Genomic DNA, 16,654 nt, shown 5'->3' with positions numbered 1-16,654 from the left:
AGGCTCGTTGTTCCAGCTACCGATCAGCTACCTTTGACAGCCTTGCCGTCAACAGTGCCGTCCTGCAGCATGATGTTGTATTCCTTGCCATCGGTTTCTACCTGGCGCAGGGCAACCAGAATGCCGCCCTGGTCCTTGGCAAACCACATCTGGGTAATGCGCTTGCTTTGCGTCGGGTCACGCACGCGCTCGACCTTGATCGCGTCGATGGAGCCGACCTTGGTCTGGACTTTTTCCGGGCCGATCACGCGGAAGTCGTAGGTGTCGACGTCGGTGCCTTCGACCACGTTGTAGCTCATGCTTTTCTTGCCGGCGGCCACATCGCGTTGCAAGGCCAACTGGTAGGTCGACTTGTCGAGCATGCCGCTTTGCAGGGGCACGTTGACCGGGTCTTTGTTTTCAAAGCCGGTGACTTTCTTGGCGGTCTGGTCGAAATCCAGATTGATTTTCTTCGCCTTGCCCAGGCCGCCGCGTTCGAAGGTGTAGCTCTTCGGTTGCAGGGTGTCCTTGTCAAACAGGATCACGCTGGTTTCGGTGAGGCTGGCGATCATCATGGAAGCCTTGAAATTCAAGGTCCAGGAGCCGTCGCCGTTCTTGGCCAGGCTGCGTTCGGCCGAACCACTCATGGGCAACTGTTTCCAGTCGGCGGTGTAGCTGACGGAGAAGGGGTGAAGGTCTGCTGCTTGCACGGCTGGCAAGGCGAACAGCGCAAAAGCGAAGAGCAAGGCGCGACGCATAAAATCTCCTAGGTTCGAATCAAGTGGCCGCTGGCCGCGAGTAACTGACCGTCCAATAATGCACCCTGGTCACCAAGAATCAACCGCCCCTCGGCAAACCAGCGAACGGCCAGCGGGTAAATCCTGTGTTCCTGGGCGTGAACCCGTTGCGCAAGCGTCTGCGCCGAGTCGTCAGACTCTACCGGAACCACTGCCTGTACGACCAGAGGCCCGCCATCGAGTTCCTCGGTGACAAAGTGCACGCTGCAGCCATGCTCGCTGTCGCCGGCCTCGAGCGCACGCTGGTGCGTGTGCATGCCTTTGTACTTGGGCAGCAGGGAAGGGTGGATATTCAACAGGCGCCCGGCGTAATGCCGCACGAAGTCAGCGCTGAGGATGCGCATGAAGCCGGCGAGTACTACGAGCTTGGGGTTGAAGGCGTCGATCAGTTCGATCAAGGCGCGGTCGAAGGCCTCGCGACCGTCGAACGCCTTGTGATCCAACGAGCGGGTGTCGATACCCGCTTCCCTGGCGCGTTGCAGGCCGTAGGCGTCGCTGCGGTTGGAGATCACCGCAGCAATGCGCACCGGGTTGTCGCCGGTGCGCGTGCTGTCGATCAGGGCCTGCAAGTTACTGCCGGTGCCGGAGAGCAGCACCACGACATCACAGGTCTGAGACATTAATGAGCCTTGAGGTTCTTCAGCTCAACCTGAGCCGCGCCTTCGGCAGCGGTGGCGATCTGGCCGATGACCCAAGGCTGTTCGCCGGCTTCGCGCAGTACGTTCAGCGCGGTTTCAACGTGCTCCTGAGCCACGCAGATGACCATGCCGACGCCGCAGTTCAGCACGCGGTGCATCTCGGTTTCGTCGACGTTGCCTTTCTCTTGCAGCCAGTCGAATACTGCCGGACGCTGCCAGCTGGCCACGTCAACGATGGCCTGGGCGCCTTTTGGCAGCACGCGCGGGATGTTGTCCAGCAGGCCCCCGCCGGTGATGTGGGCCATGGCCTTGACGGCGCCGGTGTCCTTGATCAGCTTGAGCAACGGCTTGACGTAGATGCGGGTCGGGGCCATCAGCAGGTCCGTCAGCGGCTTGCCGTCGAGCTGGGTGTTCTCGATCTCGGCGCCGGACACTTCGATGATCTTGCGGATCAGCGAGTAACCGTTGGAGTGCGGGCCGGAGGATGGCAGGGCGAGCAGGGCATCGCCGGCCGCAACCTTGGAGCCGTCGATGATCTCGGCTTTTTCCACGACGCCGACGCAGAAGCCGGCCAGGTCGTAGTCTTCACCTTCGTACATGCCTGGCATTTCAGCGGTTTCGCCGCCGACCAGGGAGCAACCCGACAGTTCGCAGCCGGCGCCGATGCCGGTGACCACTTGGGCCGCGGTGTCCACGTTCAGCTTGCCGGTGGCGTAGTAGTCGAGGAAGAACAACGGCTCGGCGCCGCACACCACCAGGTCATTGACGCACATGGCGACCAGGTCGATGCCGATGGTGTCGTGCTTGTTCAGGTTCAGCGCCAGGCGCAGCTTGGTGCCCACGCCGTCGGTGCCGGACACCAGTACAGGCTGCTTGTAGCCGGCCGGGATCTCGCAGAGGGCGCCAAAACCGCCCAGCCCGCCCATGACTTCGGGGCGCGCAGTGCGCTTGGCGACGCTCTTGATGCGTTCGACCAATGCTTCACCGGCGTCGATGTCTACACCGGCGTCCTTGTAGCTCAGGGAGGGTTGCTTGCTCATGATCCAGGCCTTTAGGGGGGATTTCTGGGTAACGACCGAGCGAGCGGGGGCTTTTATAAAGGCCACGCCGTTGACGGTCTGCGAAGGCGCGCGATTTTATCAGGCTTGAGGGGCAGCGGCCATCCTCGGGCCGACGGGCAGGGGCATATGGCGTTAAAAAAATGCTAATCGGGTCTGCTTTGGTGCGTATTAAGGTATAGCCTTTACTGCGCTAGCGTTGTGACAGTACGAAAACTTACCAAGACCCTGTGAATGTTTTATCGGTCGCCGTGGTCACAGCCTTGGCAAACCGAGTTCACGCGGTCTGTTCCAGCCGCTAAATTTGTCGTTCGGGAATCTTCCATGCGTCTGTGTAAATTCTTCTTTGTAGGCTGCTTGTCGTTGGTCAGCCTGGCGAGTCATGCCGAAACCCTCAACGGCCTTTATCAAGTACTCGAACCCGTCAGCAGTCAGTCGCCGCAGGAGCGTGACCAGGCGACCCAGCGCGCCGTGCAGACCCTGGTGATCCGCCTGACCGGCGACGCCAAGGCCGCCGAGGGGCCGGGTCTGGCGGCCGTTCGCAAGGATCCGCAACAAATCATCAGCCAGTACGGCTACGACGCCGGCCCGCCGGAAAGCCTGCAAGTGGATTTCGACCCGGTGAGCACCGATCGCGTGCTGCGTGAAGCGGGTCTGTCGATCTGGGGCAGCAATCGGCCGTCGATCCTTGGCTGGTGGCTGAACGACTCCACCGAAGGCAGCAGCCTGGTGGGTGATGGCCAGACCGTCGCCCAGGCGCTGCGCCGTGCCGCGCAACACCGTGGTTTGCCGCTGCGCCTGCCGCTGGGCGACCTGGATGAGCAGGTGGTCGCCACCGCACCGAACCTGGAAAGTGCTGACGCCACACCGTTGCGCGCCGCTTCCGAACGTTACGGCGCCGACGCTTTGCTGGCCGTGCATGCGCGTCAGGAAGGCAACCAATGGCAAGCCAAATGGCGCCTGTGGCTGGGCGACAAGAGCGAGCAGGGCGCCGCGCAAGGGGCCGACACCGGCGCTGTAGCCGACGCGGTGATGCTGGCGATCAGCCAAAAGCTCGCGCCACGCTTTGCGGTCAAACCCGGCGTGAGCACCGAACAATTGCTGGAAGTGCAGGGCATGACCCTGGAGCGTTATGCCGCGCTGGGTCACCTGCTGGAGCCTTTCGGTGGTCAGCCGCAGTTAGTGGATGGCAATCGCATCGTGTACCGCGTCAATGGCAGTGCCGATCAGTTGCGTACCCAGTTGAGCCTGGCCAAGTTGCAGGAGATTCCTGCGGGTGAAGCACCGGTCCCGCAACCGGCGGCGGAGGGTGCGCAGCCGGCTGCTGCACCAGAACCTCAGGCGCAACTGCGTTTTCGCTGGTAGCAGTTTTCTTCTTTATATAGATGGAGTGGTTTATGGCGGATACGCGTCGTTGGGTGTGGCTTGGCGGGTTTGTCCTGCTGTGCGTTTTTGTGTTCCTGCTGCATTCGATCCTGACACCATTCCTGGTCGCGTTGCTGCTGGCTTACCTGTTCGATCCGGTGGTGGATCGCCTGGAAAAAGCCGGGTTATCGCGGACCTGGGGCGTGGTGGCGGTGTTCGCCCTGTTTACCTTGATCATCACGGCGTTGGTGCTGGTGCTGGTGCCGATGCTGGCCAAGCAGTTGTTCCGCTTGTATGAGCTGGCGCCGCAGATGCTCGATTGGCTGCAGCACACGGCGATGCCGTGGGCCCAGGCCAAGTTGGGGCTGGCGGATGGTTTCTGGAAGTTCGACAAGGTCAAGGCGGCCATCAGCGAACATATGGGCCAGACCACTGATATTGTCGGGGTCATCCTCAGCCAGGCGACGGCGTCCAGCCTGGCGTTGATCGGCTGGCTGACCAACCTGGTGCTGATCCCGGTGGTGGCGTTCTACCTGCTGCGCGACTGGGACATCATGATGGCCAAGATCCGCAGCCTGCTGCCGCGCAACCGTGAGGAGCGCATTGTTTCGCTGGCTGAGGAATGCCATGAGGTGCTCGGCGCCTTCGTGCGCGGGCAGTTGCTGGTGATGCTCGCCCTGGGGATCATCTACGCGGCCGGCTTGATGGCTATCGGCCTGGAGCTGGGTCTGTTGATCGGCCTGATCGCCGGCCTGGCCGCGATCGTGCCTTATATGGGGTTTGTGATTGGGATCGGCGCGGCGCTGGTCGCGGGCTTGTTCCAGTTTGGCGGGGACTTGTACCCGATGCTGGGGATCGTGGCCGTATTCATGGTCGGCCAGGCGTTGGAAGGCATGGTGCTCACGCCGTTGTTGGTCGGGGATCGGATTGGTCTGCATCCGGTGGCGGTGATCTTTGCGATCCTGGCGGGTGGTGAGCTGTTTGGCTTCACGGGCATCCTGCTGGCGTTGCCGGTGGCGGCGGTGATCATGGTGCTGGTGCGCCATGTGCACGATCTGTACAAGGATTCGGATGCTTATACGGGGGTTGAAGATCCCGACCTGTAACTCTATCTTCACAAACCCGGCCAAGGCCGGGTTTGTCTTTTCTGGGGGCGGTCCGTCAAACAATCTGCATAAATCCAACGAGTTAACGCAAACCTTTGATTTTGCTTGGGGTCTGTTGCATTGTGCGCCCGGCGTCACGGGTATAAACTTTGCAAACTTTACACAGAGGCCACTAACGGTTCGTTCGGAGCCGTTCAGTCAGCATGAAACCGATTCAGCTGCCCTTGGGTGTGCGTCTGCGTGACGACGCCACCTTCATCAACTACTACCCAGGCGCCAATGCCGCTGCACTCGGCTATGTCGAGCGGCTCTGCGAAGCCGACGCCGGGTGGACTGAAAGCCTGATCTATCTGTGGGGCAAGCACGGCGTAGGGCGTACCCACCTGTTGCAGGCTGCGTGCCTGCGGTTCGAGCAGATGGGCGAACCGGCGGTGTACCTGCCGCTGGCCGAGTTGATGGATCGCGGTATCGGCATCTTCGATCACCTTGAGCAATACGAACTGGTGTGTCTGGATGACTTGCAGGCGATCGCCGGCAAGGCGGATTGGGAAGAAGCGCTGTTTCACCTGTTCAATCGCTTGCGTGACAGCGGTCGGCGCCTGCTGATTGCCGCGTCGACTTCGCCACGCGAGTTGCCGATCAAGCTGGCCGACCTCAAGTCGCGCATGACCCTGGCGCTGATCTTCCAGATGCGCCCGCTGTCCGACGAAGACAAATTGCGTGCCCTGCAACTGCGGGCCTCCCGTCGCGGCCTGCACCTCACCGACGAAGTCGGGCACTTTATCCTTACTCGAGGCACCCGCAGCATGAGTGCGCTGTTCGATTTGCTCGAGCAGCTCGATCAGGCGTCCTTGCAGGCTCAAAGAAAATTGACGATCCCTTTTCTCAAGGAAACGTTGGGCTGGTAACTCATTGAATTTACGCGGTTCGCCATTTTACGGGCGCCAGAAAACCTGCGTTTCTGCCGGCTGGGCTTCGCATTCGAACCGATAAATGGAATTACGGCTTAGATGTCATAGTCCAATCGCGAAGTCACATAGAGCACGATTGAATTTGCAAATCGATGTGATAGAAGGCATAGTCTCGACTTCTTTACATATCAGCCACGGTCGTGCCCATGCTAAATCGCTTCGCACCCCTCGTGCCCCTCGCACTCGTTACCCTGTTGTTTGGTTGCGCCTCCCACCCTCAGCAGGTGGTCGATCAGCAGAAACCACAGGTTCAAAATCAGGCAAAATTCGTTGCTGCACAATCTGCCTCTGTTTATGAGGAAGAAGTCGCAACGGAAAAGGAACTGGCCGATTTCGCCGGCAACAAGCCTTATCAGCTTCCAGTCCTGGCCGACAGCATTCTCGAACGCGGCATGTCCCTGATCGGTACCCGTTACCGTTTCGGTGGTACCTCTGAAGCCGGTTTCGACTGCAGTGGTTTCATCGGCTATCTGTTTCGTGAAGAGGCCGGCATGAATCTGCCGCGCTCCACCCGCGAAATGATCAACGTGAATGCACCGTTGGTCGCACGCAACAACCTCAAGCCTGGCGATCTGCTTTTCTTCAGTACGGCAGGCCGTGGTCGTGTGAGCCACGCCGGTATCTACCTGGGCGATAACCAGTTTATCCACTCCAGCAGCCGTCGCAGTGGCGGTGTCCGGGTCGATAACCTGGGTGACAGCTACTGGAGCAAAACCTTCATCGAAGCCAAGCGCGCACTCGCCATGGCCCCGACGACGGTTACCGCTAGCAAGTAAACTTAAAGTGATACTTGAAGTTTGACGTGTAAGCGCTAGAATCCCTGGACATTGTTGTAATCCGTTCGCGCGAGCTTTGCTTGCGCGTTCTGGTTTTCAGCGTTCGGCAGCGAAAGCCGCATCCAGACCAGGATTGTTCTGCACATGTCGACCTCGGCCCGCCTGATTCTCATTGTTTGCGCCGCGCTCCTCAGCGCCTGCGCAAGCCGCACACCGCCGCCCGCTCCTGTAGCGGTGAAGCCCAAGCCGGTGTTCAACTATTCCACCCAGAATTTCTCGCCCGCAGCCGAAGACGTACTCTTCCGCGCGCTGGGCCTGGTCGGCACGCCTTACCGTTGGGGCGGCAACACGCCGGACTCCGGGTTTGATTGCAGCGGCCTGATCGGGTTTGTCTTCCGCGATGCCGCCGGGATTTCCCTGCCGCGTACCACCCGCGAGCTGATCGTAATGCGCGCGCAGGACGTCAGCGAGCAGAACCTGCAGACCGGTGACCTGCTGTTCTTCGCCACCGGTGGCGGTTCCCAGGTCAGCCACGCCGGGATCTACGTGGGTGAAGGGCGCTTTGTGCATGCGCCACAAACCGGCGGTACGGTGAAGCTGGACACATTGTCCAAAGCCTATTGGCAGAATGCCTATTTGAGCGCCAAGCGCGTGTTGCCGGGCAACCTGGCACGCAATCCTTAGCGCCAGACTCGAATCGAAATGTGGGAGGGGGCTTGCCCCCGATAGCGGTGTGTCAGCTAAAGATAACTGGGCTGATCCACCGCCATCGGGGCAAGCCCCCTCCCACAGTTGTTTTGTGTCGACTTCAAGTTGCTTTAATTGACGCTCCACCCCCAACCTACTACCCTTCGCCGCTTGTTCCAGGTGCTCTGTGACCCACGGGTCGACAGAGTGAAACAGGGAAGCCGGTGAGTGAGCGCACTTCTACACAGTGCCGCCGCGATTCCGGCGCTGCCCCCGCAACGGTAAATGAGTCAAGACGCTGCCTTTTGCCACTGTATCGCCTGCGATATGGGAAGGCGCAGCGTTGGCCTGCCTTCAGCCAGCACGCCACTCATGAGCCCGGAGACCGGCCTGCAACATCCAACAGCATCACGGTGGGCGATGCTTGGCTGTCTGCTTTTCTTTTTTCCTGCCCGCCGTTTTTGTCCAGCCCCAACGGAGAGCTGCCATGACCGATTCCCCCGACCGCGACGAACGCCACCTGGCGCGCATGCTGCGCAAAAAAGCCGTGATCGACGAGCGCATCGCCAACTCCCCCAACGAATGCGGTCTGCTGCTGGTGCTGACCGGTAACGGCAAAGGTAAAAGCAGCTCCGCGTTCGGCATGTTGGCCCGTGCCATGGGCCACGGCATGCAGTGCGGCGTGGTGCAGTTCATCAAGGGGCGCAACAGCACTGGAGAAGAATTGTTCTTCCGTCGCTTCCCCGAGCAAGTGCGCTTCCATGTAATGGGCGAAGGCTTCACCTGGGAAACCCAGGACCGCCAGCGCGACATCGCCGCCGCCGAGGCCGCCTGGGCGGTCTCCCGCGAATTGCTGCAAGACCCCTCCATCGGCCTGGTGGTGCTGGACGAACTGAACATCGCGCTCAAGCACGGCTACCTCGACCTGGACCAGGTCCTCAGCGACCTGCAAGCCCGTCCACCGATGCAACACGTGGTGGTCACCGGCCGTGGCGCCAAGCCCGAGTTGATCGAAATGGGCGACACCGTCACCGAAATGGGCATGCTCAAGCACGCGTTCCAGGCCGGTATCAAGGCACAGAAGGGCGTCGAACTTTGAATCAGCCCCGTCATTGCCCTGCCGTTTTGATCGCCGCTCCGGCGTCCGGCCAGGGCAAAACCACCGTCACCGCCGCGCTCGCCCGTTTGCACCGCAACCTGGGGCGCAAGGTGCGCGTGTTCAAATGCGGCCCGGACTTTCTCGACCCGATGATCCACGAACGCGCCAGCGGTGCGCCGGTGTATCAGTTGGATATGTGGATGGTGGGCGAGCAAGAAACTCGTCGTTTGCTGTGGGAAGCGGCGGGGGAGGCAGACCTGATCCTGATCGAAGGCGTGATGGGCCTGTTCGACGGCACACCCTCCAGCGCCGACCTGGCGCGGCACTTCGGCGTGCCGGTGCTGGGGGTGATCGACGGCACGGCCATGGCGCAGACCTTCGGCGCGTTGGCATTGGGCCTGGCGCGCTATCAGCCGGATCTGCCATTCGCCGGTGTATTGGCCAACCGTGTCGGCACCCTGCGTCATGCGCAACTGCTCGAAGGCAGCCTCACCGAGGGCCTGCGCTGGTATGGCGCATTGTCACGCGAGACCGGTATCGAACTGCCCAGTCGCCACCTCGGCCTGGTGCAAGCGAGCGAACTGAATGACCTCGATGTACGCCTGGACGCCGCCGCCCAAGCGTTGGGCAGCAGTTGCGAAGTCGCCTTGCCGCCGCCGGTGACGTTCGCTGCGCCCCAAGTGATCGAGGCTGAGCCGTTGCTCAAGGGCGTGCGCATTGCCGTGGCCCGCGATGAGGCCTTCGCCTTTACCTACGGCGCGAGTCTCGACCTGCTGCGCGCAATGGGCGCTGAGCTGACGTTTTTCTCGCCGATTCACGATCGCCAATTGCCTGATGCCGACAGCCTCTACCTGCCCGGCGGTTATCCTGAATTGCACCACCAGGCGCTGTCGGAAAACATCCCGATGCTCGACGCCATTCGCGCTCACCACGCGGTCGGCAAACCCTTGCTTGCCGAATGCGGCGGCATGCTCTACCTGCTGGACTCGCTGACCGATGTCGACGGCATCCGCGCTGAACTGCTCGGCCTGTTGCAGGGCGACGCGGTGATGCAAAAGAAACTGGCGGCCCTGGCCCTGCAAAGCGTCGAATTGCCGGAAGGCACGCTGCGTGGCCATACCTATCACCACTCCCTGACCACCACTGAATGGCAACCGATTGCCCGTGGCCTGAGCCCCAATGGCGGGCGCGGTGCCGAGGCGGTGTATCGGCAGGGGCGGATGACGGCGTCCTACGTACACTTCTATTTCCCATCCAATCCCCAGGCGGTGGCCGCATTGTTCGCGCCCGATCCAGCACTATGAGCGACAACGCTTTTCCCCAGGCCGACCGCGACGCCGTCTACCGCGCCATCGCCGAACGCCGCGACATGCGCCACTTCAGCGGCGGCACTGTCGCCCCCCAGCTGCTCCACCGCTTGCTCCAGGCCGCACACCAGGCGCCCAGCGTCGGCCTGATGCAGCCCTGGCGCTTTATTCGCATCAGCGATCGCCAGTTGCGTGGGCAGATTCAACAGGTGGTGGAAGAAGAACGCGTACGCACCGCCGAAGCCCTGGGCGAGCGTTCCGATGAGTTCATGAAGCTCAAGGTCGAAGGCATTCACGACTGTGCCGAAGTGCTGGTAGCGGCGTTGATGGATGATCGCGAGCGGCACATCTTCGGGCGTCGCACCCTGCCGGAAATGGACATGGCGTCGTTGTCCTGTGCTATCCAGAATTTGTGGCTGGCGGCGCGGGTCGAAGGCCTGGGCATGGGCTGGGTCTCGTTGTTCGAACCCCAGGCGCTGGCCGATCTGCTGGGTTTGCCGCCCGGTGCGAAACCCCTGGCCGTGTTGTGCCTGGGGCCGGTGGCCGAGTTCTACCCGGCACCGATGTTGCAGCTCGAAGGCTGGACCGAGCCTCGACCGTTGAGTGACATGTTGTATGAAAATGCGTGGGGAGTGAGTCAATGAGTGTGGCCTTGCTGTGTGTCGCTGCAGTCGCGCTGGATGCGCTGCTGGGCGAACCCAGGCGCTGGCATCCGCTGGTGGCGTTCGGCAATTTTGCCGGGCGCATCGAGCAACGTTTCAATACCGGTGGCCGTGGCTGGCGCAGCCATGGCGTGACCGCGTGGTTTATCGCCGTGGTGCCGCTGACGCTGCTGGCCACGGCCTTGTCGTGGGCGCCTTACATAGGCTGGGTACTGGAGATCCTGGCGTTGTACTGCGCCCTTGGCATGCGCAGCCTTGGCGAGCATGTGATCCCGGTGGCCCAGGCCCTGCGCAGTGATGACTTGGAGGCGGCGCGCAAACGCGTGAGCTACCTGGTCAGCCGCCAGACCAGCGAGCTGGACCGCACCGAAGTCGCCCGTGCCGCCACCGAATCGGTGCTGGAGAACGGCAGCGATGCGGTGTTCGCTGCGATTTTCTGGTTTGTGGTGGCCGGTGTGCCGGGCGTGGTGCTTTACCGCCTGAGCAACACCCTCGATGCCATGTGGGGTTATCGCAACGAGCGTTTTGAGCGCTTCGGTTGGGCAGCAGCAAAAATCGACGATGTGCTGAACTACATTCCCGCGCGCCTGGTGGCGTTGACCTACGCGTTGCTGGGCAAGACCCGGCTGGCGCTCAAATGCTGGCGCACCCAGGGCCCGACCTGGGACAGCCCCAACGCCGGCCCGGTCATGGCCGCTGGTGCGGGCGCCCTGGGCGTGGAGCTGGGCGGTGCCGCGATCTATCACGGCGAAGTGCACCATCGTCCACAACTGGGCGAAGGCCCGGCGGCGGATGCCGATTCCATCGATCGGGGCTGGCAACTGGTGCAGCGCGGCGTATGGTTGTGGCTGCTGATCCTGTGCGCGGGGGCGCAATTCTATGCTTGAGCATGGTGGCCGGCTGCGCAAGGCAGCGATTCAGTACGGGATAGCCGAAGCCGACTGGCTCGACCTGTCCAGCGGGCTCGCGCCCTGGCCCTGGCCGATCCCCGAAATTCCCCTGCGTGCCTGGGCGCGCCTGCCGGAAACCGACGACGGCCTGGAGCAGGCCGCCAGCGAATACTACGGCGCTGCGCATCTATTGCCGGTACCGGGTTCCCAGGCGGCGATCCAGTTGTTGCCGCGCCTGCGTCGCGCCGGCAAGGTCGGCGTGTTGTCGCCGTGCTATGCCGAACACGCCGAAGCGTGGCGCCGCGCCGGTTACGTGGTGCGCGAAGTGCAGGAACAGGAAGTTGACTTCTTTCTTGATGGCCTCGACGTGCTGGTGGTGGTCAACCCCAATAACCCCACCGGCCTGAGCCTGAGCCCGCAACGCCTGCTGGATTGGCACTCGCGGCTGGCCCAGCGCGGCGGCTGGCTGGTGGTGGATGAGGCCTTCATGGACGTCACCCCGCAAGTGAGCCTGGCCGGCCAGGCGCATCAGGTCGGTTTGATCGTGCTGCGTTCGTTCGGCAAGTTCTTCGGCCTGGCCGGCGTGCGACTGGGCTTTGTGTTGGCCGAGCGCAAGTTGCTCAAGTTGCTCGCCGAGCAGGTCGGCCCCTGGGCGGTCAGCGGGCCGACGCGGGTGCTGGGCGAGGTGTGCCTGCGCGACACCGCCGGGCATGTGCGGCAACGCACGCGTTGCATCGAGGCGGGCCAGCGCTTGTTCGCGTTGCTGGAGCGCCACGGCTTTCCACCCCAGGGCGGCTGTGCCTTGTTCCAATGGCTGATCACGCCCCATGCCGAGCGTGTGCACGAATTCATGGCCCAGCGCGGCATTCTGCTGCGCCTGTTCGTCCACGACAGCAGCCTGCGTTTCGGCCTGCCCGACACTGAGGCCGACTGGCAGCGCCTCGACGACGCCCTGGCCGCCTATAAGGACGCAGCATGAGTACGCTGATGGTGCAGGGCACCACCTCCGATGCCGGCAAAAGTACGTTAGTGACCGCGTTGTGCCGCTGGCTGGTGCGCCAGGGTGTGGCCGTGGCGCCGTTCAAGCCGCAGAACATGGCACTCAACAGCGCCGTGACCGCCGAAGGTGGTGAAATCGGCCGCGCCCAGGCGGTGCAGGCCCAGGCCGCCAACCTGGCGCCTCATACCGACATGAACCCGGTGCTGCTCAAACCCAACAGCGACACCGGCTCCCAAGTGATCATCCACGGCCGTGCCGTGACCACCATGAACGCCGTGGCCTATCACGACTACAAAGCCATTGCGATGCAGGCGGTGCTGGCCTCCCACGCCCGGTTGAGCCAGGCCTATCCCGTGGTCATGGTGGAAGGCGCTGGCTCCCCGGCGGAAATCAACCTGCGCGCCAACGACATCGCCAACATGGGCTTCGCCGAGGCGGTGGATTGCCCGGTGTTGCTGATTGCCGATATCAATCGCGGCGGGGTATTCGCCCACCTGGTCGGCACCCTGGAGCTGCTGTCACCCACGGAACAGGCGCGGGTCAAAGGCTTCATCATCAACCGTTTTCGCGGTGACATCGCGCTGTTGCAACCCGGCCTGGACTGGCTGGAAACACGCACCGGCAAACCGGTGGTGGGCGTTCTGCCTTACGTGATGGACCTGCACCTGGAAGCCGAGGACGGCATCGACCAACGCCAGATCGACAAGGCGGCCCAGGTGCTCAAGGTGGTGGTCCCGGTGTTGCCGCGCATCAGCAACCATACGGATTTCGACCCGCTGCGCCTGCACCCCCAGGTGGATTTGCAATTCATCGGGCCAGGCCAGCCGATCCCGGCCGCCGACCTGATCATCCTGCCCGGCTCGAAAAGTGTGCGCAGCGACCTGGCCTATCTGCGTGCCAACGGTTGGGACGCCGCCGTGGCGCGTCACTTGCGTTATGGCGGCAAGGTGCTCGGCATTTGCGGCGGCTTGCAGATGCTCGGCGAGCAAGTGCACGACCCGTTGGGCCTGGAAGGGCCTGCCGGTTCCAGCGATGGCCTGGGGCTGCTGGCGTTCAGTACCACGCTAGAAGAAGAGAAGCAGTTGCGCAACGTGCGTGGGCGTTTGTTGTTGGAGAATGCCGAGGTCAGCGGTTATGAGATCCATGCGGGCGTGACCTGCGGTGATGCTTTGTCGAATGCCGCCGTGCTGCTGGAGGATGGCCGCAGCGATGGCGCACAAAGTGCCGATGGGCAGATCCTTGGCACCTACTTGCATGGCTTGTTCGAAAGCCCGGCCGCGTGCAGCGCCTTGTTGCGCTGGGCCGGTTTGCAGGACGTGCAGGAAGTGGATTACCACGCCCTGCGCGAGCGCGATATCGAGCGCCTGGCAGACTTGGTAGAGAACCACCTGGATACCGATTTGTTGCGCAGTTTGTGTGGAGTCACCCCATGCTCCAGCTGATCCTCGGTGGTGCCCGGTCCGGCAAAAGCCGCCTCGCCGAAAAGCTTGCCAGCGACAGTGGCTTGCCCGTCACGTACATCGCCACCAGCCAACCGCTGGATGGCGAGATGAGCGCGCGTGTCGCGCTGCATCGCCAGCGTCGCCCCGACCATTGGGGGCTGATCGAAGAACCCGTTGAACTGGCGCGGGTACTGCGTGACAACGCGGCAACCGAGCGCTGCCTGCTGGTGGATTGCCTGACCCTGTGGCTCACCAATCTGCTGATGCTTGAGGATTCGCATCGTCTGGCCGCCGAGCGCGATCAACTGCTGGCAACCCTGGTCGCGCTGCCGGGTGAAATCATTTTTGTCAGCAACGAGACCGGTCTGGGTGTCGTGCCGCTGGGCGAATTGACTCGCCGCTATGTGGATGAAGCCGGTTGGCTGCATCAAGCCTTGGCCGAGCGATGTCAGCGTGTTGTCCTGACCGTCGCCGGCCTGCCCCTGACTTTGAAAGGTACTGCGTTATGACTGACACCTGGTGGCTCAACCCGTGTAAGGCGATTGACACTCAAGCCTACGAACATGCCCTGGCACGCCAACAGCAACTGACCAAACCGGCCGGCTCCCTTGGCCAGTTGGAAGCGTTGGCGGTGCAATTGGCCGGCTTGCAGGGCCAGGTCAAACCGTCGGTGGACGCGCTGTGGATCGCCATCTTCGCCGGTGACCATGGCGTGGTCGCGGAAGGTGTGTCGGCGTTTCCCCAGGAGGTCACCGGGCAGATGCTGCACAACTTCGTCAGCGGTGGTGCGGCTATCAGCGTCTTGGCGCGGCAGCTGGAAGCACAGTTGGAAGTGGTCGACCTGGGCACGGTGACCCCGTCCCTGGACCTGCCCGGTGTGCGTCACCTGAACATCGGCGCGGGCACCGCCAATTTTGTCAACGGCCCGGCCATGACCGAGGCCCAGGGGCAGCGTGCCCTGCAAGCCGGTCGCGACAGTGCGCGGCGTGCGTTGGCTAGCGGTGCACAGCTGTTTATCGGCGGCGAGATGGGTATCGGCAACACCACCGCCGCCAGTGCCCTGGCGTGTGCCTTGCTCGACTGCCGTGTCAGTGACCTGACGGGGCCGGGCACCGGCTTGAATGCCCAGGGCGTGAGCCACAAGGTGGCCGTGATCGAGCGCGCACTGGCGGTGCATGCCGCCCAACGCGGCGATGTCTTGCAGACCCTGTTCAATCTCGGCGGCTTCGAGATCGCCGCGCTGGTCGGTGCATACCTGGCGTGTGCCCAGGAAGGCATCGTGGTGTTGGTGGATGGGTTCATCTGCACCGTCGCGGCACTGGTCGCCACGCGCCTGAACCCGGCATGCCGCGAGTGGCTGGTGTTCGGCCATCGCGGCGCCGAGCCTGGCCATCGTCATGTGCTGCAACACCTCGACGCGCAGCCGTTGCTGGAACTGGGCCTGCGCCTGGGCGAAGGCAGTGGTGCGGCGCTGGCAGTGCCGTTGTTGCGCCTTGCCTGTGCATTGCACGCGCAGATGGCGACCTTCGCCGAAGCCGCCGTGGCGGACCGCCCGGCATGATCTTGCACCTCGACCTGCTGCGCCACGGCGAAACCGAGCTGGGTGGCGGCCTGCGCGGCAGCCTGGACGATGCACTCACCGCCAATGGCTGGGTGCAGATGCGCGAGGCCGTGGTGGCGCGGGGGCCGTGGGACCGCCTGATCAGTTCGCCGTTGCAACGCTGTGCGCGATTTGCCGAAGAATTGGGCGCCCGGCTCAAGCTGCCGGTGACGCTGGAGAAGGACCTGCAAGAGCTGCACTTCGGTGCGTGGGAAGGGCAGAGTGCGGCGACCTTGATGGAGACCGACGCCGGAGGGCTGGGGCTGTTCTGGGCCGACCCTTATAGCTTTACACCGCCGGACGGGGAGCCGGTCAGCGCCTTTTCCGAACGGGTTCTGGGTGCTGTCTCACGTTTGCATCAGGCATATGCCGGTGAACGGGTGTTGTTGATCAGTCACGGCGGTGTGATGCGCCTGTTACTGGCGCAGGCGCGTGGCTTGCCCCGGGAGCAGTTGTTGAACGTCGAGGTCGGTCATGGTGGGCTGTTCAGCCTGCAGGTTGCGGCTGACGGAACTCTGAAGGAAGGGGAGTAGACGTGCTGCCATTCTGGATCGCCCTGCAATTTCTCAGCAGCCTGCCGATTCGCCTGCCGGGCATGCCACAGCCTCAGGAACTGGGGCGTTCGCTGCTGTTTTATCCGGTGGTAGGCCTGTTGTTCGGCGTGCTGTTGTGGGCGCTGAACAGCGTATTGATGGGCGCGCCATTGCTGCTGCATGCCGCACTGTTACTGACTGCCTGGGTATTGCTCAGTGGCGGCTTGCACCTGGATGGCCTGGCGGACAGCGCCGATGCCTGGCTGGGCGGCTTCGGTGACCGCGAGCGCACGCTCACGATCATGAAGGACCCGCGCAGCGGGCCGATTGCCGTGGTGACGCTGGGGTTGGTGCTGTTGCTCAAGTTCACTGCGCTGGTAGCTTTGATCGAGCAACACAATGGCGTCGCGCTGATCCTGGCGCCGCTGATCGGCCGCGCCTCGATGCTGGCGCTGTTTCTCACCACGCGCTATGTGCGTGCAGGGGGACTGGGCCAGGCACTGTCGGATCATTTACCGAGGATTGTCGGTCAACAGGTACTGATCCTCAGTGGTCTTGCCTGCATCCTGATTGGCGGCTTCAGCGGCGGGGTTGCGGTATTGCTCGCGGCGGTCTGCTTTCTGGGGCTGCGCCAACTTATGGTCAATCGGCTGGGTGGCACCACGGGCGATACCGCAGGCGCCTTGCTGGAGCTGCTGGAAGTCGCGGTTCTGGTCGGCCTGGCGCTGTAACACTTTCTTGCAT

The 16,654-nt window shown here is 62.7% G+C and carries 17 protein-coding genes, 1 pseudogene and 1 riboswitch; of the genes and pseudogenes, 15 read left to right on the top strand and 3 right to left on the bottom strand.

Translation table 11 applies throughout. From position 1 onward, the window contains the following. Positions 1-23: 23 nt before the first annotated feature. The 3 genes from BM110_RS19590 to purM are packed head-to-tail and all read right to left on the bottom strand — an operon-like array spanning position 24 to position 2,454. A complete protein-coding gene (locus BM110_RS19590) occupies positions 24-737 on the bottom strand; it encodes a DUF3108 domain-containing protein (protein ID WP_058424959.1) in 714 nt (237 codons plus the stop codon). A gap of 8 nt (positions 738-745) precedes the next feature. Next, positions 746-1,396, bottom strand: a complete 651-nt coding sequence (purN, locus tag BM110_RS19585; RefSeq protein WP_093122205.1) for a phosphoribosylglycinamide formyltransferase — start codon at positions 1,394-1,396, stop codon at positions 746-748. After that, complete coding sequence (gene purM, locus BM110_RS19580) at positions 1,396-2,454, bottom strand: phosphoribosylformylglycinamidine cyclo-ligase (RefSeq protein ID WP_016976515.1); 1,059 nt, start codon at positions 2,452-2,454, stop codon at positions 1,396-1,398. The genes purN and purM overlap by 1 nt, the downstream gene beginning before the upstream one ends. A gap of 342 nt (positions 2,455-2,796) precedes the next feature. On the opposite strand from purM, the gene BM110_RS19575 reads away from it, so the two are divergent. The 15 genes and pseudogenes from BM110_RS19575 (at position 2,797) to BM110_RS19505 (ending at position 16,641) form a co-directional block, all read left to right on the top strand. Then, complete coding sequence (locus BM110_RS19575) at positions 2,797-3,837, top strand: DUF2066 domain-containing protein (RefSeq protein ID WP_093122209.1); 1,041 nt, start codon at positions 2,797-2,799, stop codon at positions 3,835-3,837. Positions 3,838-3,869: 32 nt separating this feature from the next. Next, positions 3,870-4,943: an AI-2E family transporter gene (locus tag BM110_RS19570; RefSeq protein ID WP_058424955.1), complete on the top strand. Its 1,074-nt coding sequence runs from the start codon at positions 3,870-3,872 to the stop codon at positions 4,941-4,943. A gap of 203 nt (positions 4,944-5,146) precedes the next feature. Next, the gene (hda, locus tag BM110_RS19565; RefSeq protein ID WP_058424954.1) at positions 5,147-5,851 is read left to right on the top strand and encodes a DnaA regulatory inactivator Hda; all 705 of its coding nucleotides are present in this window, start codon (positions 5,147-5,149) and stop codon (positions 5,849-5,851) included. A gap of 209 nt (positions 5,852-6,060) precedes the next feature. Next, positions 6,061-6,690 (top strand): C40 family peptidase, encoded by a 630-nt coding sequence (locus BM110_RS19560; RefSeq protein ID WP_092242943.1) that lies wholly within the window; start codon positions 6,061-6,063, stop codon positions 6,688-6,690. 144 nt (positions 6,691-6,834) lie between these two features. Next, entirely contained in the window at positions 6,835-7,374 is a 540-nt protein-coding gene (locus BM110_RS19555) for a C40 family peptidase (protein WP_071491318.1), read from the top strand. Between the two features lie 164 nt (positions 7,375-7,538). Beyond that, positions 7,539-7,786: riboswitch (cobalamin riboswitch) on the top strand. Between the two features lie 78 nt (positions 7,787-7,864). Next, positions 7,865-8,476, top strand: a complete 612-nt coding sequence (cobO, locus tag BM110_RS19550; protein WP_010208674.1) for a cob(I)yrinic acid a,c-diamide adenosyltransferase — start codon at positions 7,865-7,867, stop codon at positions 8,474-8,476. Next, positions 8,473-9,780, top strand: coding sequence for a cobyrinic acid a,c-diamide synthase CobB (locus BM110_RS19545; protein WP_093514021.1), 1,308 nt, complete (start codon positions 8,473-8,475; stop codon positions 9,778-9,780). Before cobO ends, BM110_RS19545 begins: the two co-directional genes overlap by 4 nt. After that, positions 9,777-10,427 carry a 5,6-dimethylbenzimidazole synthase gene (bluB, locus tag BM110_RS19540; protein ID WP_093514020.1) on the top strand — a complete coding sequence of 217 codons (651 nt, stop codon included), beginning with the start codon at positions 9,777-9,779 and terminating at the stop codon, positions 10,425-10,427. The genes BM110_RS19545 and bluB overlap by 4 nt, the downstream gene beginning before the upstream one ends. Then, positions 10,424-11,332, top strand: coding sequence for an adenosylcobinamide-phosphate synthase CbiB (gene cbiB / locus BM110_RS19535; RefSeq protein WP_092242953.1), 909 nt, complete (start codon positions 10,424-10,426; stop codon positions 11,330-11,332). The genes bluB and cbiB overlap by 4 nt, the downstream gene beginning before the upstream one ends. Next, entirely contained in the window at positions 11,325-12,314 is a 990-nt protein-coding gene (cobD, locus tag BM110_RS19530) for a threonine-phosphate decarboxylase CobD (protein WP_093514019.1), read from the top strand. The genes cbiB and cobD overlap by 8 nt, the downstream gene beginning before the upstream one ends. Continuing rightward, positions 12,311-13,769: pseudogene (locus BM110_RS19525) on the top strand (cobyric acid synthase); the annotation flags it as partial. The gene cobD and the pseudogene BM110_RS19525, both read left to right, overlap by 4 nt. After that, positions 13,765-14,286 (top strand): bifunctional adenosylcobinamide kinase/adenosylcobinamide-phosphate guanylyltransferase, encoded by a 522-nt coding sequence (cobU, locus tag BM110_RS19520; protein WP_093514017.1) that lies wholly within the window; start codon positions 13,765-13,767, stop codon positions 14,284-14,286. The pseudogene BM110_RS19525 and the gene cobU, both read left to right, overlap by 5 nt. Next, positions 14,283-15,338, top strand: a complete 1,056-nt coding sequence (cobT, locus tag BM110_RS19515) for a nicotinate-nucleotide--dimethylbenzimidazole phosphoribosyltransferase (RefSeq protein WP_093514016.1) — start codon at positions 14,283-14,285, stop codon at positions 15,336-15,338. Before cobU ends, cobT begins: the two co-directional genes overlap by 4 nt. Beyond that, positions 15,335-15,910, top strand: a complete 576-nt coding sequence (gene cobC, locus BM110_RS19510) for an alpha-ribazole phosphatase family protein (RefSeq protein ID WP_092242967.1) — start codon at positions 15,335-15,337, stop codon at positions 15,908-15,910. Before cobT ends, cobC begins: the two co-directional genes overlap by 4 nt. A gap of 2 nt (positions 15,911-15,912) precedes the next feature. After that, complete coding sequence (locus BM110_RS19505) at positions 15,913-16,641, top strand: adenosylcobinamide-GDP ribazoletransferase (protein WP_093514015.1); 729 nt, start codon at positions 15,913-15,915, stop codon at positions 16,639-16,641. The last annotated feature ends 13 nt before the right edge of the window (positions 16,642-16,654 follow it).

The sequence above is a fragment of the Pseudomonas sp. NFPP28 genome (assembly GCF_900115535.1).
Classification (GTDB): Bacteria; Pseudomonadota; Gammaproteobacteria; order Pseudomonadales; family Pseudomonadaceae; genus Aquipseudomonas; species Aquipseudomonas extremorientalis.
This window is presented reverse-complemented; position numbering and strand designations above follow the sequence as displayed.

Bases quoted from the DNA above. Each gene is read 5' to 3' on its own strand.
- BM110_RS19590 (WP_058424959.1), bottom strand. From the start codon at position 737: ATGCGTCGCGCCTTGCTCTTCGCTTTTGCGCTGTTCGCCTTGCCAGCC.
- purN (WP_093122205.1), bottom strand. From the start codon at position 1,396: ATGTCTCAGACCTGTGATGTCGTGGTGCTGCTCTCCGGCACCGGCAGT.
- purM (WP_016976515.1), bottom strand. From the start codon at position 2,454: ATGAGCAAGCAACCCTCCCTGAGCTACAAGGACGCCGGTGTAGACATC.
- BM110_RS19575 (WP_093122209.1), top strand. From the start codon at position 2,797: ATGCGTCTGTGTAAATTCTTCTTTGTAGGCTGCTTGTCGTTGGTCAGC.
- BM110_RS19570 (WP_058424955.1), top strand. From the start codon at position 3,870: ATGGCGGATACGCGTCGTTGGGTGTGGCTTGGCGGGTTTGTCCTGCTG.
- hda (WP_058424954.1), top strand. From the start codon at position 5,147: ATGAAACCGATTCAGCTGCCCTTGGGTGTGCGTCTGCGTGACGACGCC.
- BM110_RS19560 (WP_092242943.1), top strand. From the start codon at position 6,061: ATGCTAAATCGCTTCGCACCCCTCGTGCCCCTCGCACTCGTTACCCTG.
- BM110_RS19555 (WP_071491318.1), top strand. From the start codon at position 6,835: ATGTCGACCTCGGCCCGCCTGATTCTCATTGTTTGCGCCGCGCTCCTC.
- cobO (WP_010208674.1), top strand. From the start codon at position 7,865: ATGACCGATTCCCCCGACCGCGACGAACGCCACCTGGCGCGCATGCTG.
- bluB (WP_093514020.1), top strand. From the start codon at position 9,777: ATGAGCGACAACGCTTTTCCCCAGGCCGACCGCGACGCCGTCTACCGC.
- cbiB (WP_092242953.1), top strand. From the start codon at position 10,424: ATGAGTGTGGCCTTGCTGTGTGTCGCTGCAGTCGCGCTGGATGCGCTG.
- cobD (WP_093514019.1), top strand. From the start codon at position 11,325: ATGCTTGAGCATGGTGGCCGGCTGCGCAAGGCAGCGATTCAGTACGGG.
- cobU (WP_093514017.1), top strand. From the start codon at position 13,765: ATGCTCCAGCTGATCCTCGGTGGTGCCCGGTCCGGCAAAAGCCGCCTC.
- cobT (WP_093514016.1), top strand. From the start codon at position 14,283: ATGACTGACACCTGGTGGCTCAACCCGTGTAAGGCGATTGACACTCAA.
- cobC (WP_092242967.1), top strand. From the start codon at position 15,335: ATGATCTTGCACCTCGACCTGCTGCGCCACGGCGAAACCGAGCTGGGT.